The organism is Caballeronia sp. LZ065 (genome assembly GCF_031450975.1).
GTDB lineage: Bacteria > Pseudomonadota > Gammaproteobacteria > Burkholderiales > Burkholderiaceae > Caballeronia.
Window position 1 is genome coordinate 272,946 of record NZ_JARUXV010000001.1, and the last position, 25,405, is coordinate 298,350.

General features: G+C 59.4%; 23 protein-coding genes and 1 tRNA gene. 14 read left to right on the plus strand and 10 right to left on the minus strand.

Going from position 1 to position 25,405, the window contains the following annotated elements:
* Window positions 1–31 precede the first annotated feature (31 nt).
* Both QCE63_RS01295 and QCE63_RS01300 read left to right on the plus strand, forming a co-directional pair.
* The gene (locus QCE63_RS01295; protein WP_309829786.1) at window positions 32–1,285 is read left to right on the plus strand and encodes an MFS transporter; all 1,254 of its coding nucleotides are present in this window, start codon (window positions 32–34) and stop codon (window positions 1,283–1,285) included.
* Window positions 1,286–1,527: 242 nt separating this feature from the next.
* A complete protein-coding gene (locus QCE63_RS01300) occupies window positions 1,528–1,710 on the plus strand; it encodes a hypothetical protein (RefSeq protein ID WP_309811135.1) in 183 nt (60 codons plus the stop codon).
* 64 nt (window positions 1,711–1,774) lie between these two features.
* On the opposite strand, the gene QCE63_RS01305 is transcribed toward QCE63_RS01300, so the two are convergent.
* Entirely contained in the window at window positions 1,775–2,479 is a 705-nt protein-coding gene (locus QCE63_RS01305) for a dienelactone hydrolase family protein (RefSeq protein WP_309829788.1), read from the minus strand.
* 543 nt (window positions 2,480–3,022) lie between these two features.
* Between QCE63_RS01305 and QCE63_RS01310 the strand changes: the two genes are divergently transcribed.
* Complete coding sequence (locus QCE63_RS01310) at window positions 3,023–4,168, plus strand: branched-chain amino acid ABC transporter substrate-binding protein (RefSeq protein ID WP_309829790.1); 1,146 nt, start codon at window positions 3,023–3,025, stop codon at window positions 4,166–4,168.
* 57 nt (window positions 4,169–4,225) lie between these two features.
* Here the strand turns inward: QCE63_RS01310 and QCE63_RS01315 are convergent, their stop codons facing one another.
* Window positions 4,226–5,452 (minus strand): MFS transporter, encoded by a 1,227-nt coding sequence (locus QCE63_RS01315; protein WP_309829793.1) that lies wholly within the window; start codon window positions 5,450–5,452, stop codon window positions 4,226–4,228.
* A 151-nt stretch (window positions 5,453–5,603) separates the two neighbouring features.
* On the opposite strand from QCE63_RS01315, the gene QCE63_RS01320 reads away from it, so the two are divergent.
* The 3 genes from QCE63_RS01320 to QCE63_RS01330 all read left to right on the plus strand — a co-directional run bounded on the left by QCE63_RS01320 (window position 5,604) and on the right by QCE63_RS01330 (window position 8,317).
* The gene (locus tag QCE63_RS01320; RefSeq protein WP_309829795.1) at window positions 5,604–6,269 is read left to right on the plus strand and encodes a DUF2470 domain-containing protein; all 666 of its coding nucleotides are present in this window, start codon (window positions 5,604–5,606) and stop codon (window positions 6,267–6,269) included.
* A gap of 365 nt (window positions 6,270–6,634) precedes the next feature.
* Window positions 6,635–6,937 carry an H-NS histone family protein gene (locus QCE63_RS01325; RefSeq protein ID WP_309811155.1) on the plus strand — a complete coding sequence of 101 codons (303 nt, stop codon included), beginning with the start codon at window positions 6,635–6,637 and terminating at the stop codon, window positions 6,935–6,937.
* Between the two features lie 204 nt (window positions 6,938–7,141).
* Window positions 7,142–8,317 (plus strand): cation diffusion facilitator family transporter, encoded by a 1,176-nt coding sequence (locus QCE63_RS01330; protein ID WP_309829798.1) that lies wholly within the window; start codon window positions 7,142–7,144, stop codon window positions 8,315–8,317.
* Window positions 8,318–8,347: 30 nt separating this feature from the next.
* Here the strand turns inward: QCE63_RS01330 and QCE63_RS01335 are convergent, their stop codons facing one another.
* The 3 genes from QCE63_RS01335 to QCE63_RS01345 all read right to left on the minus strand — a co-directional run bounded on the left by QCE63_RS01335 (window position 8,348) and on the right by QCE63_RS01345 (window position 10,175).
* Window positions 8,348–8,806, minus strand: coding sequence for an Lrp/AsnC family transcriptional regulator (locus tag QCE63_RS01335; RefSeq protein ID WP_008352298.1), 459 nt, complete (start codon window positions 8,804–8,806; stop codon window positions 8,348–8,350).
* Window positions 8,807–8,910: 104 nt separating this feature from the next.
* Window positions 8,911–9,534: an exonuclease gene (locus QCE63_RS01340; RefSeq protein WP_309829800.1), complete on the minus strand. Its 624-nt coding sequence runs from the start codon at window positions 9,532–9,534 to the stop codon at window positions 8,911–8,913.
* Window positions 9,531–10,175, minus strand: a complete 645-nt coding sequence (locus QCE63_RS01345; protein ID WP_309829802.1) for an MBL fold metallo-hydrolase — start codon at window positions 10,173–10,175, stop codon at window positions 9,531–9,533. Before QCE63_RS01345 ends, QCE63_RS01340 begins: the two co-directional genes overlap by 4 nt.
* A gap of 664 nt (window positions 10,176–10,839) precedes the next feature.
* On the opposite strand from QCE63_RS01345, the gene QCE63_RS01350 reads away from it, so the two are divergent.
* The gene (locus QCE63_RS01350) at window positions 10,840–11,448 is read left to right on the plus strand and encodes a septal ring lytic transglycosylase RlpA family protein (RefSeq protein WP_309829804.1); all 609 of its coding nucleotides are present in this window, start codon (window positions 10,840–10,842) and stop codon (window positions 11,446–11,448) included.
* Between the two features lie 71 nt (window positions 11,449–11,519).
* On the opposite strand, the gene rsmI is transcribed toward QCE63_RS01350, so the two are convergent.
* Window positions 11,520–12,434: a 16S rRNA (cytidine(1402)-2'-O)-methyltransferase gene (rsmI, locus tag QCE63_RS01355; RefSeq protein ID WP_309829806.1), complete on the minus strand. Its 915-nt coding sequence runs from the start codon at window positions 12,432–12,434 to the stop codon at window positions 11,520–11,522.
* Between the two features lie 79 nt (window positions 12,435–12,513).
* Here rsmI and QCE63_RS01360 point away from each other — a divergent pair, with 79 nt between their 5' ends.
* The 5 genes from QCE63_RS01360 (at window position 12,514) to QCE63_RS01380 (ending at window position 14,903) form a co-directional block, all read left to right on the plus strand.
* Entirely contained in the window at window positions 12,514–12,867 is a 354-nt protein-coding gene (locus QCE63_RS01360; protein WP_309829808.1) for a YraN family protein, read from the plus strand.
* A gap of 122 nt (window positions 12,868–12,989) precedes the next feature.
* Window positions 12,990–13,577 (plus strand): phosphoheptose isomerase, encoded by a 588-nt coding sequence (locus QCE63_RS01365; RefSeq protein WP_309829810.1) that lies wholly within the window; start codon window positions 12,990–12,992, stop codon window positions 13,575–13,577.
* A gap of 24 nt (window positions 13,578–13,601) precedes the next feature.
* Complete coding sequence (locus QCE63_RS01370) at window positions 13,602–14,417, plus strand: BON domain-containing protein (protein WP_309829812.1); 816 nt, start codon at window positions 13,602–13,604, stop codon at window positions 14,415–14,417.
* A gap of 2 nt (window positions 14,418–14,419) precedes the next feature.
* The gene (locus QCE63_RS01375) at window positions 14,420–14,758 is read left to right on the plus strand and encodes a c-type cytochrome (RefSeq protein ID WP_309833634.1); all 339 of its coding nucleotides are present in this window, start codon (window positions 14,420–14,422) and stop codon (window positions 14,756–14,758) included.
* Between the two features lie 69 nt (window positions 14,759–14,827).
* A tRNA-Ala gene (locus QCE63_RS01380) sits at window positions 14,828–14,903 on the plus strand.
* Window positions 14,904–15,070: 167 nt separating this feature from the next.
* On the opposite strand, the gene QCE63_RS01385 is transcribed toward QCE63_RS01380, so the two are convergent.
* Entirely contained in the window at window positions 15,071–16,312 is a 1,242-nt protein-coding gene (locus tag QCE63_RS01385; RefSeq protein ID WP_309829814.1) for a hypothetical protein, read from the minus strand.
* Window positions 16,313–16,529: 217 nt separating this feature from the next.
* Here QCE63_RS01385 and QCE63_RS01390 point away from each other — a divergent pair, with 217 nt between their 5' ends.
* Window positions 16,530–19,556, plus strand: a complete 3,027-nt coding sequence (locus QCE63_RS01390) for a DNA methyltransferase (RefSeq protein WP_309829815.1) — start codon at window positions 16,530–16,532, stop codon at window positions 19,554–19,556.
* On the opposite strand, the gene QCE63_RS01395 is transcribed toward QCE63_RS01390, so the two are convergent.
* Window positions 19,553–20,872 carry a phospholipase D-like domain-containing protein gene (locus QCE63_RS01395; protein ID WP_309829817.1) on the minus strand — a complete coding sequence of 440 codons (1,320 nt, stop codon included), beginning with the start codon at window positions 20,870–20,872 and terminating at the stop codon, window positions 19,553–19,555. The genes QCE63_RS01390 and QCE63_RS01395 overlap by 4 nt on opposite strands.
* A gap of 327 nt (window positions 20,873–21,199) precedes the next feature.
* Window positions 21,200–23,881 (minus strand): TrlF family AAA-like ATPase, encoded by a 2,682-nt coding sequence (locus tag QCE63_RS01400; protein ID WP_309829820.1) that lies wholly within the window; start codon window positions 23,879–23,881, stop codon window positions 21,200–21,202.
* A 355-nt stretch (window positions 23,882–24,236) separates the two neighbouring features.
* Between QCE63_RS01400 and QCE63_RS01405 the strand changes: the two genes are divergently transcribed.
* Entirely contained in the window at window positions 24,237–24,803 is a 567-nt protein-coding gene (locus QCE63_RS01405; protein ID WP_309829822.1) for a hypothetical protein, read from the plus strand.
* Window positions 24,804–25,009: 206 nt separating this feature from the next.
* Here QCE63_RS01405 and QCE63_RS01410 read toward each other — a convergent pair whose 3' ends face one another.
* On the minus strand, window positions 25,010–25,291 hold the full coding sequence (locus QCE63_RS01410) for a hypothetical protein (protein WP_309829825.1): 282 nt from the start codon (window positions 25,289–25,291) through the stop codon (window positions 25,010–25,012).
* Window positions 25,292–25,405 lie beyond the last annotated feature (114 nt).

Here is a 25,405-nt window from a genome sequence, read left to right on the forward strand (position 1 = left end):
CGTTGAAGGTTTGTCAAAGAATACTTAAAAAATGCGTGCTGCTTCGGCCGGGTCAACCCTGGAAGGCGATGTCGGCGAGCCCCCGTATCTTGAACGCGGCTCGCGAGCGTACTGGCGGGCGTCGCTCGCGCTGCTGTTTGCCGGCTACGCCACCTTCTCGCTGCTGTATTGCGTGCAGCCGCTGCTTCCGGAGTTCACCAAGGCGTTCGGCGTCAGCCCGGCGGTCAGCGCGCTGGCGGTGTCCGTCAGCACAGCCGCCCTGGCGGTCGCGATCTTCATCGCGGGATTCGTCTCCGAAAGCTGGAGCCGCCACCGGCTGATGACGCTGTCGCTGCTGGCGTCATCGGTGCTGACGGTGCTCGTGGCCGTGCTGCCGGACTGGCACGCGCTGCTCATCGTGCGCGCGCTCGCCGGTTTCGCGCTCGGCGGCGTGCCCGCCGTCGCGATGGCCTATCTCGCCGAGGAAGTACATCCGAAAGGACTCGGTCTCGCGATGGGACTGTATGTCGGCGGAACGGCGATCGGCGGCATGGCCGGGCGCGTGATCAGCGGCGTGCTGGCGGATCTGTTCGGCTGGCGCGTGGCGATCGGCGGAATCGGGGTGCTCGGACTGCTTGCCATGCTGATCTTTCGCGCGCTGCTGCCGCCGTCACAACGCTTTCAGCCCCGGCGCGGCGTCGGTTTCACGCAGCATCGACGCTCGTTGGCCGGGCACGTGCGCCATCGCGGCCTGCCGTTCCTGTTCCTGCTGGGCTTCGTCATGATGGGCAGCTTCGTCACGCTCTATAACTACGTCGGCTATCGTCTGCTCGGTGCGCCGTTCCGGTTGAACCAGACGCAGATCGGCGCCATTTTCACCGTCTACCTGACGGGCGTCATCGCATCGCCCAGCTCAGGCAAGCTGGCCGATGCCTTCGGGCGTGGCCGTGTGTTGATCGCCAGTCTCCTGCTGATGATGCTCGGCATCGCGCTGACCTTGTCGATGTCGCTGCCGGTGATCATCGCGGGCATCGCTTGCCTGACTTTCGGTTTCTTCGCCGGTCATTCGGTCGCGAGCGGCTGGGTCGGACGACTCGCCGCGCAGGCCAAAGGCCAGGCGGCGGCGCTCTATCTGCTCGCGTATTACCTAGGCTCGAGCGTGATCGGCTCGTATGGCGGCCACTTCTGGACCGCGTTCGGCTGGTCGGGCGTGGCTGGGCTCATTGGCGCGCTGCTGCTCGTCGGCCTGGCTGCTGCGGTGTATCTCGATCGCAGGGAACGGATCGGAACCGCGCCTGCGCGATAGGCCGCGCGTTAATCAGAAAGCCAGTTGAAATACGAAGAAAGTAAGGGTTTTTACGTGGGCGCTTAAAAAAGTCGCCCGCAAGCCCTTGTCGCGCAAGGGTTTTACGATCCCGCGCGTTTCCCGCCGGACGAAGAAGGCCCGACGCCCTTCGAGGCGCCGCCTATACTCGAAAATGTCGACGTACAGAACAGAACTTCAGCGCGCGACAACCCAGGCACAAGCTGGACGAAGGGAGACGCACCATGACGTATTTCACGATCGGCGACTTCATCCTGATCATTCCGATGGCGCTCGCCGGCGCCCTGTTTCTCGGGGCCATTCCCTGTGCGACGCATTTCAAGAACAACACCTTGCGCGTGTGTGGCGCGCTGCTAGGCGTGCTCGCCGCGTTCCTGCTGGTCGAGGGACTGCCTGCGCTGATTTAGGCAGGCCCGGCAGTCCGTCAGATAACTGACCGGCGCGCGCTTGCGTGCGCGCGCTGTCGGGTTCTTACAGGTGTTCGCCGAGGAACGTCAGCGTGCGTCCGTGCGCGAGCGCCGATGCCTTCGCGTTGTACGAAGCGCGATCACCGCAATTGAAGCCGTGATCGGCTTGCGGATACACATACAGTTCCGAGTCCTTGCGTCCGGCGAACTTCTGGCGCACGGCATCCACGGCGTCCGCCGGGATGTGGGCGTCGAGCTCGCCGTAGTGGAACTGCATCGGCACCTTGACCTGATCGGCCTGGTCGAGTGCGTTCTGAATGCCGCCGCCGTAATAGGCCACGCCCAGATCCAGTGACCCTTGCGCCGCCGCCAGATAAGCGAGCCGGCCGCCGAAGCAGTAGCCGATCGCCGCCACCTTGCCCGTCACTTCCGGCAGTGCCTTCAGCGCCTTGGCCGCCGCGCCCACGTCGGCCACCGCAGCTTCCACCTTGGTCTTCTGCAGCAGTTCCATCGCCTTCTCGCGATCCGCGCCTTCGTAGCCCAGCTCGACGCGCGGTTGCGTGCGCCAGAAGACGTCCGGCGCCAGCGCGACATAGCCATCGGCCGCATATTGATCCGCGACGCTGCGGATGTGGCCGTTCACGCCGAAGATCTCCTGCAGGATGATGACGGCGGGTCCGCTGCCCGTCTTGGGCAGCGCGAGATAGCCTTGGAAGCTGCCGCCATCGGCGGGAATGTCGATCCAGCGGGAAGTCACGGGTACGGTCACGTCGAAGCTCCTTGTGTGTGAGATGCCGAGGCGGGTGAGTGTGCCAGCTTTCCCTTTCAGCTGCCCTGGTCCGCTTTGTCGCCGCCTGGCACGATGCTTGACCATGCGCAGCATTATGTAGAGCGATGAGCCTAATCGCCGCCTAAAAGCGCGGCTTAAAAATCAGCCTAATGATCTGATGGCCGGAGATTATCGGCGTCGTGTGATGAAACTTGAATGACGCTCAAAAGACTGTAAGCCGATATCTCGGAAACCCGCATGAACAGGGCGTCTTCGCGCAAACGCCAGCACAAACCGACGGCGCTCACAACTGGCCGTTAATCGGTAGTGATACCAGTATCCTAAAAAACTTCCCTAAATTAATTTGACAACCCTACACTTGCGCGCAGTGCGGATGGCGGCCGCCACGAACGGCCCGCCAGAAGGACTTGCCAAGTGCATGACGATGCATCCGGCGTGGTCGTCCACGGGACTGAGCGATCGAGATGAAAGACGGGGCACAGGGCGATTACGTTGTTTTTGGGACCGAAACTGGAGACTTACATGAACACCAAGCTTCACAAACTGTTGCCGATCAGCGCCGCGGCTGTTTTGTTCGCCACGCTGGCAACGACCGCAGCAGCCGACCAGGTCGTCAAGATCGGTCACGTCGCTCCGCTGACCGGCGGCATTGCTCACCTGGGCAAGGACAACGAAAACGGCGCGCGGATGGCAGTCGAAGAGATCAACGCAAAGGGTCTCACGATCGGCGGCGAAAAGATCACGCTGCAACTGGACCCGCAAGACGATGCCGCTGACCCGCGTACCGCTACGCAAGTCGCACAGAAGCTCGTCGATGACAAGGTTGTCGCCGTTGTCGGTCACTTGAACTCCGGCACCTCGATCCCGGCGTCGAAGATCTACAGCGATGCAGGCATCGTGCAGATCTCCCCGTCGGCAACGAACCCGGCCTACACGCAGCAAGGTTTCAAGACGACGTACCGCGTCGTCGCGACCGATGCGCAACAGGGCCCGGCACTCGCCAACTACGCGGCGAAGAATCTGAAGGTGAAGACGGTTGCCGTCGTCGACGACTCGACCGCCTATGGCCAGGGTCTCGCGAACGAGTTCGAGAAGACCGCCAAGTCGCTCGGCCTGAAGGTGATCTCGCATGACGCGACGAACGACAAGGCTGTCGACTTCCGCGCGATTCTGACGAAGATCAAGGGCGAAAACCCGGACGCCGTGATGTACGGCGGCATGGACGCCACCGGCGGCCCGTTCGCGAAGCAAGCCAAGCAGCTCGGCCTGCGCGCGAAGGTTCTGGCTGGCGACGGCGTCTGCACCGAGAAGCTGGCCGACCTCGCCGGCGACGCGACCGACAATATCGTGTGCTCGGAAGCCGGCATGGCGCTCGAGAAGATGGAAGGCGGCCAGGCATTCGCGGCCAAGTTCCAGAAGCGTTTCGGCCAGCCGATCCAGATCTACGCGCCGTTCACGTATGACGCGGTGTACATCATCGTCGACGCGATGAAGCGCGCGAACTCGACCGATCCGGCGAAGATCCTCGCCGCGATGCCGAACACGGACTACAAGGGCGTGATCGGTCAGACGAGCTTCGATTCGAAGGGCGACCTGAAGCACGGCGTGATCTCGCTGTACGACTACAAGAAGGGCAAGAAAACCCTGCTCGACGTCGTCAAGATGTAAGTCACACGGGACTTCGGTCCTGAGAAACGCGCGGCGCCGCAAGGGCCGCGCGTTTTTTCATATCTTCAGCCGCCTGAGGATTTTCGGTCCGATCAGCGTGATGACCGCGCAACAGGCGGCGACCACGCACAGGCCGATGGGCAGACTCGTGACCTGCGCGACACCGCCGATCAGCACTGGCCCGAGCAACAGTCCGAAATAAGCGAGACCCGCGACCTGCGCGAGTCCTTCGGCGGGCGTCACGCCCTCGACGCGCGCCGCAGCGGCAAACAGCACCGGCATCATGTTCGCGAGACCAAGTCCCATCAGCGTGAAGCCGGTCATCGTGAAGATCGTGTTCGGCAGCACGAGCGCCATCACCATGCCGACGAACGCGAGCCCCGCGCTGCCGAAGATCAGTTGCGGCGCGCCGAAACGCGCGCGCACCGCGTCGCCGCCGAAACGGCCCGCTGCCATGCCGCCCGAGAAAGCAGCGTAGGCGGCGCTCGAGACCGAAGGCGTGGCTTCCACCACGTCGCGCATATAGACGGTGGCCCAGTCGTACATCGCGCCCTCGGCGATCAGCGCGATCAGCGCCAGGCCGCCGAGCGCCCACAGCGCGCCCGAGCGCCAGCGTTTCGACGACGACGCCTTCGCGTGTTCATCGTGATGCGGCACGTGCGGGAGCGTGGCGGGGATGGAGACGAGCAGCACCAGCAGGCTCACGCCCGATGCCAGCGCGAAATGCGCCGCCGGCGCGAGTCCGTGCGCGAGCAGCGCGCCGCCCGCCGCCGCGCCCGCCATCCCGCCGATGCTGAACATGCCGTGCAGCGACGACATGATCGGCCGGTCCAGCGCTTCTTCGACCGCGCTGGCTTCGGCGTTCATTGCGACGTCGAGCGTGGCCATGCCGAAGCCGAACAAGGCGAGCACGAGCAGCAGCAGCCAGAACCATGGCGTCACGAGAATCAGCGCGCCACAGAGCATCATCAGGACGCCGCCCGTCATGCACGCGGTCCGCGTGCCGGCGCGCGCGATCCACGAGCCGGCGGTGAGCATCGCGAAAATCGAGCCGCCCGCCACCGCGAACAGCGCAAGGGACAGCATGCCGGGACTGAGCGAGAACTTGTCGCGCACCGTCGGCACGTGGACGCCCCACGACGCGTACATCATGCCGGCGATGAAGAAGATGGCCATCGTCGCGTAGCGGGCGCGCACGCGCGTGGCGTAGGGAAGGCTGCGATGCAGCGCGAGCGCCGGACTGGTTTCGCGGACGGCGGAAGAGGCGGTGGTCGAGTCTGACACGAGAGAGCTTCTGAAGTGAGGCGCAACGCAGCGCAACCTGACAGCTTGCCTGCTTGTGCGAAGGTTTTCGATTCTATCGAACGGCCAGGAGACACGCTCGAGGGCGCTGCATTACCATCGCGTGGACACATCGCCGCCGCACGAGGATTCAATGCATATTCCATCCCAAGCCCCGCTTCATTTGCTGCATCACGTCGCGGAAGGCACGCTCGCGACGCATTCGCGCGAACCCGAGGGCTTTCCGTATCCGACCGTCTTGCCGTTTGCATTGACCGCGAAGCACATGCCGATGCTGCTGATCAGCCGTCTCGCCGAACACACGCGCAACCTGCAAGCCAATGCGCAGGCTGGCTTTCTCGTCACGCACGCGGGACACGGCAACGTGCTGGAAGGACAGCGTCTGACGATGCTCGGCGCCTTCTTGCCCGCCGGGCCGGAAGAGAGCGAGCAGCTCGCGCGGCGCTATCTGCGCTATCACCCGCACGCGGCGCGTTACCTTGAATTGGGCGACTTCTCTTTCTGGGTGATGAAACTGGCGCGCATGCGTTATATCGGCGGCTTTGGCGCGATGGGCTGGCTCGGCGAAGACCAGCTGGATCCGCTTGAGCCGCTTTCACACGATGACGAATCAACGCTGTGTGAATATTTCGAGGCTTACCCGGCCCGGCCCGCCGGAATTCGGTTAATGGGGATTGACCGTTACGGATGCGATTTGCAGCATGAAAGTTGTCGCAATCGTTTTACATTCGATAAGCCCATGCAAACAAGGGATGAACTGAAGCTTGCGCTTATCGATTGTTTCGAGCGAAACGTCTGAATTCCCACTGAATGATAAAAGCGGCAGGCGCTTCTCATGTACATTACAAAATCTGGTGAAAGCGTCTGCCAAGCTGTCATTCCATGAAACGTTCGAGGAGCATCAGCTTGATTGTTCTCATGCGATGCCAGTGAGGCTTGGCTATTTTGATTGGGTCGTATCTTTTTAAGCCTAATGGGCGGTGCTTCGGAGATCGGAATAATCGGCAAATCTTACGAAGAAAGTCGCAAAAGTTTATTAAGCGGCAAACCGCCCGTGTCGCGTTAATCAGAACTGTGTTAATCTGCGTGCCAGTCCGAGGCTATACCGAAAACTGCAAGCGAGCGAGTCGATTCGTAAATCAGCAAACCACTTAGGGAATTGCCATGCCTTCATACAAGGAACTGCTCGCACAGCGCGAGTCTCTCGAACGCCAGATTGAAGAAGCGAAGTCGCGCGAATACGCCGAAGTGCTTAATGAGATCAAGCAGAAAATGGCGGATTACGGCATCACGCTTCAGGAACTCGCTGGCGGCCGGGGTGCAAAGGTATCAAAGGCATCGCGCAGCCGTTCGGGCGTCGCACCGAAATACCGCGACCCGGAAAGCGGCAGCACGTGGTCGGGCCGCGGCAAGCCGCCGAAATGGATTGCCGGACAGGACCGCGACAGTTTCCTGATCAGCAAGTAAATTTCTGCGTCAAGACTGCCGGTAAAGGCCGCGCCCCAGGGGCGCGGCCTTTGTTTTTTGTCGAACGGATTTTGTTGCGGCCATGGCGCCGCAGTATCGTGTCCAAGGTCCTTGCAGCCTGGATTGGACCATCCGATCCAAACCTGGCATCCTTTGCGCGCCGCGCGTTAAAGTGACCGTCTGAGCAAGCCGAGACACATTGACATGTCACTTTCGAGTTCGAATATTGCCGAAAAGCAGGAAGTTGCCCGCCGGACGACCTGGGCGAGCATTGGGCTGAATAGCGGACTCGTAATTGCGCAACTCGTCGTTGGTTTTCTTGCTCACTCCCAAGCATTGATAGCGGACGGGTTTCACTCGTTGGCCGATATCGTGTCCGATTTCATTGTTCTGATCGCCAATCGTCATGCGGCCGCCGCGCCGGACCTCGATCATAACTATGGGCATAGCCGCTATGAGACCGTCGCGTCATTATTCCTCGGTGGATTGTTGATTGCGGTCGGAGTCGGGATGTTATGGCGGGCGGGAACGCGACTCGTGAACCTTCAGGATATTCCGCCGGTTCACGCCATCGCCTTGGTTGTAGCAATCGTTGTATTGATTTCGAAAGAAACGTTGTTTCGATTCATGCTTCGTGCTGCGGAGAGGGTTCGCTCGGCCATGCTTGTTGCAAATGCATGGCACGCGCGTTCTGACGCGGCTTCTTCGCTGGTGGTGGCGTTGGGAATCGTCGGGAGTCTGGCGGGCTTTCGTATTCTCGATCCAATCGCCGCCGCGCTTGTAGGATTTCTGATTGCGAAAATGGGATGGACGTTCGCGTGGGACGCCTTGCAGGATTTATCTGACCGCGCGCTCGATCAAACCACCACGAATGATTTGCGCGTGATTTTGCTGAACACGCCCGGCGTGCGTGAAGTGCATGAGCTGCGCACGAGAAAAATGGGTGATCTCGCCATGGTCGACGCGCATATTCTGGTGGATCCGCTGATATCGGTTTCGGAAGGTCATTTTATCGCGGAATCGGCGCGCGCCCATGTCCGAGCCGACTCGCGCGTGCTCGACGCGCTCATTCATGTCGATCCGGAGAGCGACGAGCTCAATCCGTTGCCGGGCAACTTCCCCTTGCGTTCCATGGTCAGCGAAACCGTGCGCAGTGCGTTTGCTCAGCACGGCTTGGCGGTGCAGTCGCTGGGCTTGCATTATCTGAGCGGCGGCTTTGACGTCGAGATCGTTCTGCCGGCCCCGGCGGCGCACGACACCGCCGCACGGCTCGGAGCCATTGACTTCGGCGCGCTCGGCCGACGGATCGGCGCGCGTGAACTTCGCGTGACCCAGGCGCTTGCCCTTTCCCGCACTCCGCATCCCGACCGCGCAACCTGAAGCGTCAGGCCAGCGCGACGGTGCTTCGACTCAAAGCGGCAACTGCGTATCGAATTTGATCTCGCGCAGCACGACGCTGGTGCGAACCTGCGCGACAGCCGGGATCTTGAAGATGCGGTCGTGCAGGAATGCGTCGTATGCCTTGATGTCCGGCGCCACGATCTTGAGGATGTAGTCCGATTCGCCAGTGGTGCTGTAGCACTCGGTCACTTCGGGGCAGGTGGCGATCTCGCGCTCGAATTGCTCGACGCCGCCTTCCGTGTGCCGCGTGAGGTGGATATGCGCGAGTGCGCAGACATGCAAGCCGAGCTTTTCGCGATCGAGCAGCGCGGTGTAGCGCTGGATCACACCGGATTGCTCCATGTCCTTGATGCGACGCCAGCACGGCGTGCTCGACAGCCCGACCTGATCCGAGATTTCCTGAACGGAGCGCCGTGCATCCAGTTGCAGAAGACGCAGGATTTTTTGTGAGAATGTATCGAGAGTCAACTGCGCCTCCGTTCGGTCGCGATCTGACTCTCATAGTAGAGGCCTCGGAAAAGAAACGCAATGCAACGAGGCTGCACTGAGGGAGTTTCCCTAACTCATTGGCCTCACTGCGCGGTTTTACCTTCCGTGTCTTCGGGTGTGCCGGCCGTGGCGCTGGCCGCCTTTTGGCTGGCACGCAACTCCGCCAGCATGTTGCAGAAGAGCGCGCCTTGCTCGATGGCATCGTCGAGTGCGACGTGCGTATGCGGCAACTCGTCGAACCAGTGCTTGGGCAGACGCGGCTTGATGGCCTTGCGGTACGGCAGGCCGGTCATCGCGAAGGCGAGTGTCTTGATGTCGAGCGCCGACCACGAGAATGGGCAGCGCTCGGCGAAGCGCATCATGTACCAGAACATATAGGTAAAGTCGAAGCCCGCCGGATACGCGACGAACACCGGCTTGCCCGGCAGCGCCTCCACCCATTCGACATAGGCCCGCAATGCCGGCTCCGGTTTTTGCAGGTCCTTGCGGCAGGCGGCCCACGCGTCGGGCTGGGTCTTCCACCAGGCGGCCTGCACCGGATGCGGCGCGGCGCCTTCGAGCGTTTCGAGATTCGCGGAGAACGTGGCGATGAGCTGCTTGTCGGCAGTGAAGGCGGCCGATGCGAAGCTCAGCATCGAATGCGGACCGGGAATGGGCCCGTCGGCTTCGACGTCGGTGCTGACGTAGATTTCAGGAATGGCGTTCACGCAAGGACTCCATCGCCGACGAAAGGATTGGTGCGGCGCTCTTCGCCGAACGTCGAGGCGGGGCCGTGGCCCGGCACGAACGTGACGTCGTCGCCGAGCGGCCAGAGCTTTTCACGGATCGAACGGACGAGATCCGCGTGATTGCCGCGCGGAAAGTCGGTGCGGCCGATTGATCCGGCAAACAGCACGTCGCCGACGAACGCCAGTTGATGCGCCTCACTGAAGAAAACCACATGACCCGGCGTATGGCCGGGACAGAAATAGACCGTCATGTTTTCGTCGCCGAATTGCACGGTGTCGCCGTTGTCGAGCCAGCGCGCAGGCGTGAAGGCTTCGGCATTCGAGAAACCGAAGCGCTTCGTCTGCTCCGGCAACTGATCGATCCAGAAGGCGTCTTCCCGATGCGGGCCCTCTATCTGTACACCGTAGTGATCCGCGAGCGCCTTGGCGCCGCCGCAGTGATCGAGATGACCGTGCGTCAGCAGGATCTTCTCGACCGTCACGCCTTGTTGCTCGACCTCGGCAATAATGCGTTCGATGTCGCCGCCCGGGTCGACGACAGCCGCGCGCCGGGTCGCTTCACAGATGACGATGGAGCAGTTCTGCTGGAACGGCGTCACGGGAACGAGAATGACTTTCATATGACTGTCGTGGGTACAAGCGAGGCTGTAAAAACGTCCATTGTACCGAGCCGCATTGGGGAGCGATAAGCCGCGTTTTGTGACTGAAAACGAGGCGGGAACCGGCAATTCTTACGGTCATAGTGAAAATCAATGACGGTTTGCACAGTCCGACGAGCTAAACCCCGGGTTTTTTGTATAATGGCACTACTTGTGCATGGGAGTCACCATGCTGTCATCAGGTGAATGTTCAGACGCTAGCGCGTTTTTACAATTGCCTTCAGTACGCTGTTGGGGGCCAAAAGCCTCGCAATCGCAATTCAGGCACCTTTCGTAGGTGCACACGTCTTGTCCGGCCAGACGCTGCGCGTCTGTCAGATGGCCTTGCTGCCGTCACGCCGGATGGGGCCTACGCCGCCGTTCCTGCGCTTTTACTGGTTTGTCCAGCGCACGAGCGTGATGCCATGTTCGATGGCGGCATGTGGGGTCTGGTCAGGCTGCCGGGGACAGGTTGCGCCAGACGTGAACAATAACCGGGCTTTGCGGCACGAGTACGCCGCATCCGTGCAGGGCCTGCCGTTCGCTTGACCGAGCGGCTTTGTGCTTTTGCGCGGCCATGCCTTGTGCAGCCTTGCGCGCGCCGACCAGCGCAGCGCGGCTGCGCTTTTATCATTGGTACACGTCTATGAATGCTCGATTTATTCGACATGTCGGGAGCCTGCTAGCCGTTGGTGTGCTGGCTGGTTGCGCCGCGCCGGGTTCGGGCAATGTCGCATCCAATCCTCAGACTACAAAGTCTCTCAGCACGAGCAGTGCCCGCCCGGTCGGGCCGCTCGCCTTTGATTCGCACCTTTCCGCGCTTCCGGCGGACAAGCCGGCGCAGCCGTCGCAGTCGCTGTCTGACGCCGAGCCGATCACCTCCGGTCCGGACGTCGGCAGCTTCGAACAGAAGGGCAAGGCGTCGTGGTACGGCCGCATGTTTCATGGCCGAAAGACCGCGAGCGGCGAGAAGTTCAACATGAACGCCCTGACCGCCGCGCACCGCACGTTGCCGCTGGCGTCGTGGGTGCGAGTGACGAACGAGGCGAATCACAAGACGGTAGTGGTCAAGATCAACGACCGTGGCCCGTATGTGCGCGGACGCGTGATCGACCTCTCGTATGCCGCCGCGGCTGTGCTCGGCATGCGCGGCACCGGTACGCAGAAGGTGAAGATCGAAGGGCTCACGCAGCAGGAAGCGCGTGACGCTCGCGAAGAACAGGCACAGTCGCTGGCCGACGGCAGCGTGAACTGATCGTGCTGATCGCCTGAACGAATTTCCTTCGTTCCAGAACCATGACGGGCCGTCTTGCGACGGCCCGTTTTTTATTCCTCTTCGTCCTGGCTTTCGTGCCCCGCGCGTTTTGCGAGCGTAAGCGCGCGCTCGTACAGCACGTTGCGCGATCCGCCGGTCAAGGTTGCAGCGATGCGCGCCGCGCTCTTCACCGACAACTCGTCCAGCAAGGTCCCGAGCAGGCCGTCGTGGGCGTCATCCGCGTCCTCGATATCGGGCGCACCTTCCACCACCAGCACGAATTCCCCGCGTTGACGGTTCGCATCCGCCTCGAGCCATGCTGGCCCTTCGGCCAGGGTGCAGCGATGCAGACTCTCATGTAACTTCGTCAACTCACGGGCAATCAACAACTGCCGCTCGCCGCCGAAAGCCTCGGCAAGCGCGCGCACCGTCTCGACAATGCGATGCGGCGCTTCGTAGAAGACCAGCGCCATCGGATGCTGGGTGAGCGTCCGCAAGTGCGTGGTGCGTTGCTTCGCCTTGGTCGGCAGGAAGCCGATGAACGTGAAGCTGTTCACCCAGGCGCCCGTCGCGCTCAATGCTGTCGTGAGCGCGCTGGCGCCCGGCAACGGGATCACGGGAAGACCGGCCTCACGCACGGCATCCACGAGACGCGCACCGGGATCGGAGATACCCGGCGTGCCGGCGTCCGAGACACACGCAATGCGCTCGCCGTTGCGCAGATGCGCGATCACGCGTTCGGCGGCGCTCTTCTCGTTGTGCTCGTGTACCGCGATAGACGGTTTCGAGATGCCGTAGCGCGCGAGCAATTGGGAGGTGTTGCGCGTGTCTTCGGCGGCGATGCGATCCGCCAGTCCGAGCACATGCAGCGCGCGCAGGGTGATATCCGCGGCATTGCCGATCGGGGTGGCGACGACATAGAGGGCGCCCGTCGGATAGCTCTGTCCATCGGCGAGGCCGGAGAGTGACGCGGAAAGTGAGGACATGTGACGGGCATCGGGAGAAAGGAAGTCATTTTGCCACGTGCGATGTAGCCGTCCCGTCGACAACTTTCAGGAAGAAGCCATGTCCAAGACGCTCGGCGATGCATTCGAAGCTCATGCGCTCGATTATCTGCAGCGAAGACGTATGCGCCTGGTCGCGCGCAACGTGACGTGCCGCGGCGGCGAGCTGGATCTCGTGATGCTCGATGCGCATGGCGCGCTGGTGTTTGTCGAAGTGAGGGCGAGACGGAGCAGACGGTTTGCGCAGGCGGCCGCGAGTATCGATGCAAGGAAACGTGCGCGGCTCGTGCGAGCCGCGGAGTATTTCCTGACGACATGGCGCGGCGCGTTGCCGGCGTGCCGGTTCGATGTCGTCACGTTCGATGCCGGCCGTATTCACTGGATGCCCGACGCCTTTCGCGCGGACGAAGCCTGAAGCAGCGGCGTGCTGCGTGATGCATGCGGTAAACTGCGCAACAACCTTCGCCCCGGGCAGCGCTTCGGGCGATTACCTTTATGCTGAACGGCGCCGCAGGTTGCGGCCGATGATCGAGAGCGATGTCAGTCGAACGTATCCAGCAGCATTTTCGCGACAGCGCGTCGCTCACACTCGAAGCACTCGATGCGCTGGCGGTCCCGATCGCGGCCGCCGTCGACACGCTGTTCGGCGCACTGGCCAATGGCAACAAGATTCTCGTGTGCGGCAACGGTGGCTCGGCGGCGGATGCGCAGCGTTTCGCGGCGCATCTGATTGGCCGCTTCGAGCGGGAGCGTCCGGGCTTGCCGGCGATCGCACTGACCACGGATACATCGATCCTGACGGCCATCGGCAACGACTTTGCCTTCGAGCAGATCTTCTCGAACCAGGTGCGCGCGCTGGGGCAGGCGGAAGACGTTTTGCTCGCGATCAGTACGTCGGGGAACGCGGTGAACGTGCTGGCAGCCATTCAGGAGGCGCACGAGCGCGAGATGCTCGTGATCGCGCTGTCCGGCGACGGCGGCGGCGCCATGAACGACGTACTGGCCGAAACCGATATCCATGTCTGCGTGCCGTCGGAGCGGACGGCGCGGATCCAGGAAGTCCAGTTGCTGACCATTCACTGTCTGTGCGACGGCATCGATGCGATGCTGCTCGGCGACGATTGAAAACTGAAAGGGGGAACGGAGTTGATGAACAAGACACGCGTCAAGGCGACTTTGGCCAATGCCACGCTGGTGCTGAGCATGTTGTCGGGAGTTGCGTTGACGTTGCAGGGCTGTGCGCTTGCAGTGGTCGGCGCGGCGGCTGGAGGAACATTGATCGCTACTGACCGGCGCACGCTCGGTGCCCAGACGGAAGACCGCGAGATTCAGGTGAAGGCGCTTTCGCGCATCAACGAGAACCTGCCCGATACCGCGCATGTGAACGTGACGGTGTTCAATCGCCGTGTGCTGCTGACTGGGGAGGTTCCTGATGATGCGGCAAAGCAGAAGGCCGAGGCGGTGGTGCGCGACATCAACAACGTGGGCAGCATTGTTAATGAGCTGTCGGTGCAGGGGGCGAGTTCGCTTTCGTCGCGGGCTAATGACTCGTATCTCGAAACGCGCGTGAAGACGGCGATGGTCGGCGAGAAGGATCTGCGCGCGAATTACTACAAGGTGGTGTGCGAGCGCAGCATCGTTTATCTGATGGGGCTTGTGACGCAGGATGAAGGTGCGCATGGCGCGGATGTCGCGGCGCGCGTGCCGGGTGTGGAACAAGTGGTGAAGGTGTATCAGTACATCAAGCCGGAAGAAGCGCGGGCGCTGGAGGCTGCGGCGGCATCGGATGCAAGCGCGGTGTCGGCGGCGGGTGCGCCGGCTCCGGCTGAGGCTACGGTGGGGACGGTGCCTGATTCGGGCGTGACGTCGCGTCCGCTTGATCAGCAGGCACCGGCGCCGGTGAAGAATTCGGATGTGCATCCGGGGGCTTCCTCAGGGTCTTCTTCTGCGCCGGCGGTTAAATGACGATGCGGGGGGGGGTGGTTGTTGTTGCGATGGTTGCGGTGGCTATCGATGCGCAGGCGGCGGAGCAGGCTGTTTCTGCCGCTGACGCGATGGCCATCGCTCGCAGTAACGCTTGCATGGGGTGTCATGCGGTTGATCGCAAGCTCGTTGGGCCCTCGTTTCAGCAAGTGGCGGAGAAGTACAAAGGGAAACCGCAAGCTAGCGTGCAGCTTGAGAAGAAGGTTAAGAACGGAGGCGCAGGAGTCTGGGGATCGATTCCGATGCCTTCCCACCCGCGAATGAGCGACGCAGATATCAAGACGGTTGTGGCCTGGGTGCTGGCTGGCGCGCCTAGCAAGTAAGCCGGTGAGCCGCTATCGTCCGATGGCTCGCACCTCGGCCAATCCGCTGTGATATTATTTTGTTTCGTTGGGGGGGTAGCTCAGCTGGGAGAGCGTCGCGTTCGCAATGCGAAGGTCGGGAGTTCGATCCTCCTCCTCTCCACCAAGAATAGCAAAGGGTTACAGGTGATTTGCCTGTAACCCTTTTTCATTTTACGATGTCATGTAACCCCCCTGTAACCGATTTTTGTCAACGTCGCACAATCTCAATCCACATGTATTGAGAGAGCGTCCGCGTTCGTTCCCTCATGTCGCGAGGGCGGCGCGCTTGATTCAAGCGCATGGTCCAACGCGATGGTCACTACGATCGAGGTCGTTGGCAACCACTTGCGCCCAGGCCCGCCATTGAGAGTAACCGTCCATTGTTTGACCACCGTCGCCGATGCGGCTATCGAGCATTGTCAGATAAGCACGGATCAGTTCGGCGCGTTGCCAATCATCGACTTCCGAAATCAATGCCTGACGCTGCTGGGTCTCCTCCTCGCACCTTCTTTGCGCCTCCCTCCGCTGTCGCTCTTCTTCCTGTCGTCTGATTTCTGACTCTCTCCTGTCCTGTTCCCATTTCGCCCGTTCGGCAACTCGTGCCAGTGACCCTTTATGCTGATGTTCGATGGCCTCGAAAATCCGATCGAATTGATTCTCCAGCAATTCATCTGGGCGGTCGGCGAGCTCCGTCTGCCCCGTACCTTGTCGCTCCACAAATAGCGCAAGTTTCCCCGTAGCGGTTCGTGTCCGAACAGGTTGCCTAGACTTGTCCCAGCTATTCACGCGGTATCGAATTCCAGCAACCAGTTTTTCGGTAATCCGAAGCTCGACATAGGCTTCGTCTCGAGACAACCTGAGTCGCTCTTCGCCTTGTTGCATACTTACTGAGTATCCCCTCTGTTCGGCCTGATGGCAGATGGCATTGAGCAAGGAGAGTCCTCTCTTGTAGCAGTCCAAAGACAAGCGGGCGACCAACTTCCGGTGAGTTAACGTCAGGAGCAATTGTCCGGCGTCGCAAAAATATTCCCAGTTCCCATAAATGACTTCCGGGAGCGTGGGGTATTTCTTTCCCGGATGAGCTTGTTCCCAGTCATGTTTTTTCTTCAGTTGGTCTGCTTTACCGGCGTCTTTCTCCATCTGTTGGCGCAGGCCGTTGAGCATTGGGTGCCAACGTTCACGCGTCTGTCTGGCCGCCATCCCGATGCGATCTACTGCACGTTCATCAGACGCAGGTCGTGGTGTCTCGACGAGCCCTCTTTTGCGTACCGGCCGGGCGCCGATCGGAGATGCCGCTTTGGTCGTCGGCTGTTCCGACAATGCCGGAAGCGGAGGGCGCTGAACAGAATGTCCCAGCTCCGCCCGCGTCCAATGTCCTGGCTCGGGAACAGGTATATGAAGCTCGTCGCATATGCGCTTAATTGCGGTTCCAGAAAGGCCATACTTTTTGCCGACATGCACCATCGGGATGGTCCAGACCTCTTCGTAAAGCTGCGCCCGATGGAATGAATTCAGATCACGCCTGTTCGACATTCATTTTCCCTATGAGCGTTACACGCTGCTGAGTGACCTTGTTCGCCCAAGGGTGGCGCGTACCACGTGAAGGCCATGCACCGTGCGATTTCCGGATCATTCGGAGCGGTACTGAGAACTAGATGCGCCCACAGCATCATGCTGAGGCGGTTTCTGTGCTGGTCCGCCAACCATTCTGCCGCGTCTGTCGGCCGCTCCGATCGTATGTCATGCCAAGATGCAGAGAAGACTCGCCAGCCGAAACAAAAGCGGCGACCCAACTCTTAATACGCTGGTCGCAGGTTCAATGCTGACGGTGCCTGCCTTATGCCAAGGCGACATGCATCCGAAGCACCCGGCAGCAGGCGACGTGAGAACGATGGTATGCATCGAAAAGCTGCATTTGCAGTTTGCCATGTACTGTCTATTGAGAGAAAATCTGGGTATGTCAAAAAATCCCAGATGTAAGGTGGTCATGGCCAATCCTAGACCCAATGCTCAAGCTCAGCTCTCAATTTTCGCCGCGACCGACGAAGCCGACGTTACTGTTCCCATCTACGAGGAAAGCCCGCTTCATTTCGGGACCGCCGATGCGGCAATCGCATATTTGAAAACCATTGATCTGTCGTTTACGGACGACGACACCCGGTTCTTGGGGCATGATCTGCATCCTTACCCGGCAAAGTTCATTCCACAGTTGCCAGGCACCTTCGTTTCTCTCCTAAGTTCGAAGGGGGAACTCGTATTCGATCCATTCGGTGGCAGCGGAACTACCGCTTTGGAAGCGATCCGTCTCGGTCGTCGGGCGGTGAGCCTGGATGCCAATCCGGTTGCAGCTCTTATCGGGCGAGTCAAAACCGCACGAGTGAGCGCCGAAGCAACCGCCGAACTTCATTTGCTACATGGAGCACTCCGTGCTCTGGTGCCGACCCTTCCCCGCGATCCAGCCGAGACGGTCAGGAAGTACGCTCAATTCGCGCCGGTCATCACCAACCGCGAGAAGTGGTTTCCTGACTCCTCCTATGGCGAACTGGCTCATATTCGGCAACGCATCGCGGCATTGGCCGACGATACGGCGAAGGACATCGTTTCCCTTGCGTTGTCACGAACGGTACTGTCCGCATCATTCCAGGATTCGGAGACACGCTACAAGAGCGTGCCCCGCGAAATCCCGGTGGGTGAAACAACTAAGCGGTTCATCAAAGAGTTCGAACTGGTTATGCGCTCCGTGGCCAGGAACGCTGCGGCCACGCGTTACGGCGTGTCGTATTTTCTGACGGGTGACGTCAGGGCGATCCCGGAAGATGGGCTTCCTGACGGCTCGGTGGATTTGATCGTCACGTCTCCGCCTTATGGCAACGCGATGGACTATCACCTTTACCATCGCTTCCGCCTGCTCTGGCTTGGTCACGACCCTGTCGCGTTCGGTAAGCTCGAAATCGGCTCGCATCTGAAACACCAACGCGAGTCGAGTGGTTTCGACACATACCACAATGACATGGTGGCGGCCATTGAGGGAATGTCGAGGGTTCTAAAAAATGGGCGTTATGCCGTACTGGTGATCGGGGACTCGGTCTACGAGGGCACCACGTATGACACGGCGCGCATCCTCGCTCGCGATGCGGAAAGACTCGGATTCGATGCGGCAGACGTCTTCGAACGCGAAGTTCATAGGGTCAAACGATCGTTCACGCCGGCGGGAAGGCGAGCGTCCAAGGAAAGTATCCTTGTGCTGCGGAAGAAGGAAGGTCCGACGCACGTATTACTTCAGCCCCCACCGTACAAGTTCTGGCCCTACGAGCAAACGCTGAGGGTTCGTGAAGGGGGCACGGCAGAACCCGAAACAGGGATTGAGGCCAGCGTGGCCGATCTCGTGCGATACCGTTCGATGGCGTTCACCCACAAGGTAGAGTTTCCTTCGGGGCACAGCGAACCCACATGGCAGGCCATACTCGAAAATGGCATGGCATCCAGCCCAGCCGCACGGAAAGATCCGAAATATGTGACGCACGGCCTACATCCCTACAAGGGTAAGTTTTATCCCCAGCTAGCGAAAGCGCTAATCAACCAGCGCTCGCTGCCGCAGGGAGCGCGCATTCTCGACCCGTTTTGCGGGAGCGGAACCACCCTGCTGGAAGGCTATCTCAACGGTTACTCCGCGCTTGGATGCGATGTTCACCCCTTGGCCGCGAAAATTGCAAAGGCCAAGAGCAACGTGCTCGACCAGGACCCTGACGTTCTCACCGAGGTCGTATCTAGTGTGCTCGAAGCACTGGACGGCGCACCCGCAAAGATGCCGAACACTTTGGATCAGTTCGACCCCGCGTGCATGGACGAGATTTACAACTGGTTCGCGACACCGGTGGCGAGGAAGTTGAACTGGCTATTGAAGACCATCCGCGCGGGAAGTGAGGGTGTAAGCCGGGATTTTCTCGAAGTGGTGTTCAGTTCGATCATTCGGGATGTTTCGCAGCAGGAGCCCAGCGACCTGAGAATCCGCTATCGAAAAGAAATGCTTGAGGACGCGGATGTGCTTGGCCTTTTCCGCCAACAACTGTCGTTGCAGTTTTCGAGGGTCGAGAAGTTCTGGAAGGTGCGGGGCCACGCTCCCAACGCGTTTCATTCGGCTTCGGCTGTCGTGGGGGACAACAGAATTGCCGCAACTTACGACGCCTTGGGCCTGAGCGCCGGCACCGTCGATATGGTCTTGACCAGCCCGCCGTACGCTATGGCATTGCCCTACATTGATACCGATCGACTCTCCCTCCTAACGCTGTTCGGCTTGGGAGGCGCTGGCCGGCGCCCAATCGAGCAAACCCTGATTGGAAGCCGAGAGATTTCCACTGGTGTGCGCAAACGTATCGAGGGCACCTTCAAAGATGACGACGCACTACCTGTGTCGTGCCTGCACTTCGTTCGGGACTTGCACGATAGGGTAAGTAAATCGGACGAGGCCGGGTTTCGCAAACAGAACATGCCGGCACTCATCCATCGCTTCTTGAGCGACATGCAGGCGGTACTTACACAACTTCATCGCCTTTGCAAAGTCGGCGCCGAAGCTATGATTGTGATCGGCGACAGCAAGATGACAGTGGACGACCAAGACATCCGCATTCCGTCCACCGACCTGGTCGAAGACATTGCGGAAGCCTGCGGCTTCAGACGGATGGAGCGCATCGACATTTCCGTGACCACGGAGAACCTGGTGCATATAAAAAACGCGATCACAGAAAACGTAGTCCTCCGGCTTCGCAAAGACGGTTAATCGAATCCGAAGCCGCGATCCGTTTTCTCCCCCGTCTTGCAGTAGGCGGCCCACTTAGCATGGAGCGGGTGGGCCTTTTTCACAAGTTCGCAACTGAAATCTACCGTGCCGTCATCGACTCGGGTGATTTTGACGATGTCTCCAGGTTCGCCCCACGACTTCAGCTCCCCTGCCGTAAAGCGGAAGTCAGAACTATTTTCGTAGAAGTACATTCGGACCGCTCTGCGAATCCTCTTGGTGGCGTCTCCGACTAGAGATAAATCCCAAATGGGATACCAGTTACGGTAGATGCGATCCACTTTTTCCTTGTTCGGATCTTCGTCTTTCTTTGCGCGTTTTCTATTGGCGCCTGGATTTATGGATAGGGTGTAATTGTCGGGCCACCCCCAATAATCCTGGGCTGACCAGATGGCTGGTAGAGGGATACGTTGTTCGCCAGGGATGTTGGACTTCTCGCCCGCTTTTGGTTTGGCCCCTTCTGTGGCATTTAGCTCCATGTAGAAAGAGACAGGGGCAATCTGAGCCAGCGGCTCAGCAGCCATAATCCCGCCCTTCTTAACCTTCTTCGTGCCGGATTGGGCGGCTTTTTTAGCCCCCTTTTTGATTTCAGATAGTTTTGCGGAATTGGCCGTAAGTACCAGATCTTGGTAGTTCGGTGGCAACTCAAGTGCACCGGGAGTCGGTTCAAAGCCGAAGACATCGTCAGCTGCCGACGAGGGCGATCCTACCTTGGCTGCTCTTGCGCGCTGTCGACTTTCTGCCTCACTGGGGATGTCTGATCTCTCAAGCAGTTTCGTTAAGTATTCTTCGTCGAGCAGCTTTGCAACAGGTGCGTCGGGGGTAAGGAACTTTGACAGTTCGGATTTCGCGGCCGTAAGCGAAGCTGCATCTGTCGGTAAGGAGTATGACAGATGAACAGCCCCCTCGTAGTTCTTGAAGAGTCCGCCATCAGTAAGGTTGTTTGATCCCACGAAAAAGTCAGCTACGTGATCGCGTTCGACCACGTAGATCTTCGGGTGGAATGTGACGCCGGCTTTCTTGTTCTTGAAAACGAAGACCTCAATCGGGGACCAGGAGCAAAGCTCTCGCAGGACTTCCTTGCTCGTGCCGCCCATATCGACACCAATCACAAGCCGTACTTTCGTTCCAGCGGCATGAAGCTCGCGAAGGCGAGATTTCAAGCGGTGAATTGTTGCACGCGCTACGAACGCTGACACGATGGTCACGGCCGTGGGCGGCTGAGGGTTCGCCAGCTCGCTTAAAAAGAGTTTTCCTAATTGGTTACCGTGTGGTTGTGCGACAAATCGAACCTGCATCTTCTTTCCTTATATGGCGCAGTTTGATTGGCTTGACATTGCAGCGGAAATGTCCGGTCGTCTGTGGATTCGCAGGGGCATTTTTATTTTCCTTAGCGCACGCTTGATTTATGCCGGCCTACACGAGCTGCGCGAGCGGATGTCCGCCCGCTCACCTGATCCTCTAGGCACTCGCTCCCCGACCATTTCACGGTCGGCGGGGCTCGAATCAAACTCAAAGTTCGCGCACGGCAACATAATACCCGGATGCGCCCCTACCATATTCACCCGTCGGAGTGCAGTTGCACGGCCAGAAGACGAGCGATCGCTAAGCGATCATTCAGCATGTCAGTTTATTCCATAGATCCTTGCCCGACGTGTGAACGCTTCCCGCGCGCCCTCAAGGATTTTGCACGCTGCATCTTGAGCTACCTTGTCGTCAATTGAACCCCGCGCCACGATCACGCTGTGGTCGCTGTTGCTCTTGAACACAATCAACTGCTCGGCGTCGCCAAGAACGGCGATATTGGCATTGTGGGTGACGATGATCACCTGTCGCCGTTCCTTCGCGCGACGCAGCACGGGAACGAAGGTGTGAAAAATGAACTCGCTGTCGAGGTTGTCCTCGGGTTGGTCGATGATGAGTGGACGTTTGCTGTCAGAAGAGAGAATGAGTGCAAGTAGAACGGACTGCTGTTGCCCCAACGAGAGTTGAGAGAAGTCGCGTTGCATGAATTTCGGCTTCTCCCCGCCATCGATTCGCCGGCTCACCGTCAATCGCGGCAAATCATCGAGATGACAGTGTTCAAGCGCTGCACGCAATGGCGGCTCGCTCAGTTTTTCCAGGATTTCCCGGGCCTCGGAGGTCGAAAACTCTTGAATATCGCCATTCCTGATTTCCGTCAGTGCAGTAGGTTGCGACTTTGAGATCGCGTTGAGCAGGCCAGGGATAGTAAGTTTTTCAACAATCAGGCGCGACTTGGAATGGTTCACCGTGCGCCAGCTCATCGCGCCGGCGATGATGCTTACTGCCTCAGTAGAAAACCCGCTTTCGACATATTGCAGTTTGACCTGGAAGTCCGACAGGACCTCGGCGAGTGCGCGAGACGCTTTGATGGCGTAAGCCTGCCGTAGTGCTGCGACCTTTTTCCGGGCCAGCCATCTTTCGGAGAGAAGCGTCACGTACTGGGCGCGCAATGTTTTGAGCTGCGGCTCGAACGTCTTCAGATTCGCCAGCAATTTTTGTTGCTTTGCTTCGTCTTTCGTCAATTGCGCCACATGCGCCATGTCAAGCTTGATTCCCTTCGATTCCAGAGCGGCTCGCTTGGTTTCGATTTCTTCGCGAATCGGCTTCTCTTTCGCGACCCAGCGTTCGAGCGCTGCATTCGCCTTGGTCTGAAACTCGTCAAATTCGCAGGCGACTTCATCTCGCGTCCGTTCAAGATAACCGCGAAAACTCTTCACGGCCGCCAGGACTTCGGCGGCTTCGGTGCGCCCGGTCACAATATCCGTTGCATCGACGATCGAGCGTAGTGATGCCGCTGCCTCGACAAGCGAGCTATCCCCGATCTGTTCTTCCAGGTCAGCCATTTCTTCTTCGAAAAGGTCACGCCTGGTTTTCTCGCTTGCCAGACTACGCTGAAGCGTAATCACTTCGGAACCCTTGACGGCTTCAAACGCTTTTAGCTGCTGCTGTATCGTACTCAATGCGCGTTGCGTGGGTGCAATGGCTTCCACCTTCTTTTCGGCCTCGATGATCTTTTCACGCTGGGTCGCCAGATTGTCCCGGACTATATGCTCCTCATCGACCGCATCCTGAGCCCTCGTGAATGTGTCAAGATACTTCATCAGAGCAAGTGGATCACTCCTGGCCTGCTCCCGCACGCGGCCCGCTTCTCCCTGACCGAAGCAATCGAGTTCGAAAGCAACTGGCCCGTCAAGCGGATCGTCAAGATTCGTGAGACCTTCGCCGATCGCCCTGGAAATTGAATGTTGCTGACCGGCCTCGTCCTGCCAGAAAAGATGCAGCAGCTGCGGCCACACCTCGGAGTCAACGACCTCGGCTCCCGACGCCGTGCCTGTAAGGCATCTTACCGCTTCGAATGTGGTGGATTTTCCTGTTCCGCGTCCGCCGATGATGCAATTGAGATTGGGGCTGAAATGAATGCTTTGCCCCCTGAGAAATCCGCCACCTATGATCGCGCCCAGGATGTATGGGGTGGCCGTCGGAACCTCTTCTTCAAGACGGATGCGAGAGTCCCCCTCCTCAAGCGCGTGGCGCAAGCCTTCAAAGGACGGGGTTGACATCTTGTAGCGCGTGAGCTTCCGATCCAGATTCGCATTGCGGCCGAGGGCTTTCACGGTGTGAGAATCGGAACTTAGAATCCGAGCAAGATATTGGCGTTCCCCCAAACCGAGCCTTTCAATGCGTTGCTTGCCGATGTTTGCCCGAACGTTATCGGGGTCATCAGGCGCATAGCGCACCGGCGATCCCGCCGCGCTGAGTTCGATGCCAAGCAGGGCCTTGTGGCAGAGGATGTCAATCTTGTGAGGCGAGCCACCCGGAACTTTGGTTTCGAGGCCATTGCCCACGTCAACGTGGGCGAGTATGCAGAATCCGCCGAGTTGCTGGGTCAGTTCCAGGCAGGCATGCATGGCGGTGCGGCAGCGGCTATTGCTCTGGCCTCGGTCCGCAAGGTCGAGTCTGCCATGGAACTGTGCAAGTACATCGGCCGTCGGAAAATAGCAAAGCAGATGCCCCTCTGGCGTGGAGAGTTCGACGGCTGGAACAACGAGAATACCTGCGGCTGTGCCGGCTGCAACAGCAGCCTGAACATTGCCGATCTCATTGTGATCCGCTACCGCGATAATCTGCAGATTCTCTTGTACCGCAGTATCGATGATGGCTTGCGGCGTCATTCCGGTGTCGCTTACGTCGTGAGATGCGACATAAGAGTGGATATGGAGATCACCCCGATAAAAATGCGCCCCGTTTGGCTGCACCAGACATTCTTGTAATTTTTCAGTCATCTTTCTTCCGTATCTCAAATACCCGGGCGCATCGTTACCCGCTGTGCCGGCCAACGCTTTGGGCGTCTGGCGACGTAATCGTACGTTGGGCACCTGTGCGCGAAAGTCTGCGCAGTAATCTTGTTGCCGAGATCGCACGGATCATTTTAAATAATTCCAGGTCGCGATGGGCACATCTGGCGCGTTTTAGCGCGTTGACTTGTGCCCCTGTCACCCGTTCAACCAAACAGCATAAAGCCCAAGGGCGCGACCCCCTGGGCTTTATGCTGTTTGGTGGCAGTGCGTCTGAGCCCGCCGTACAGCGGCTTCGACTGGTTGCCGCGATTCAAAAAAATCTCGGCCACATATCACCTCGTTGGACAAAGCCAGTTGTGTGCTTTGTCTGGCAACGGATCAGATACGTGTATCGGGGATACCCATTCCCGGTCATATCAACGCATTCCGTTTTCTTCCACTCCTGTACGTCGCCGGTTTCTCACCTGACCGGTTTCATACGACGCTATTCTGGAGAATTCCCTTTATGACCTATTCGTGTTCGGACTTTGCGGACGACGTGATCAATCGTCTCGTCGACATCGGTGTGCTCGGCGCTTTGAAGGTTCCAGAGAACGATCCGCTGAGGCAGGCGAGTCTTGCGCTTGCCGCCATCACCACACTGCAACGCGGACTGCTTGCCGCACGCTTTGCGAACGAAGTCCTCAATTCGGTCGAATCGCTGTGTGCCGTGGCGGAGCAACACGGCGTGCATGCGCTCGCCGATCTGTTCTATCTGCAAACCGTGATTCTCGAAGGCACGCAGGTGCAGCTCGATTCGAAGACGACACCGATCTTTGAACTTGTTCGAACGCTGCCATCGGTATCCGAGTGGGAGCGGCATATCCGGTTCGATGCTTGCGTTTGCCTGTCGGCATTTCAACCCTAGGGACAATAGCTCATGTTTCCCGTGCCTTCCCCCTCGACGTGCTGATCGCGTTCGCCATTGTGTTCCTGGCGAGCGTGCTTTCAACGGTCGGCCTGCTCAGAGAGATCGACCGGCTCAAGACGGCAGTCCACGCTGCGCAGGCGGCCTGACCCAACCAGATCCATCACGAAGGGATGACTTATATGCACCCATGTCCAAAGTGCCAGTCAGAACAGATCGAAACGAGAAATTACGCAAGGAAGACGGGCGGCGCAATTGGCGCGGTCGCCGGTGCGGCAAGCACTGCAACCGCCGCCATGTCGGGCGCAGAAATTGGCGCGACCGCTGGCATGATCGGCGGCCCTGTCGGCTCCGTCTTCGGGCTGATCGCAGGCGCCGTTATTGGTGGACTCCTCGGCGGAGCCGCAGGCTGTGCGGCGGGCACAACCGTCGGTGAAGTCATCGACGACAACGTCCTCGATAACTACCGTTGCCTTGAGTGCGGCCACACGTTCAGCAGACGCCCACTTAAAGCCTGAACCCGCCCCCCGCATTGTCGGGCCTTTCACCTGGCAGTCTTGCCCACCGCCCTCCTGCTGTCCCGAATTCCCTCATCCTGATTT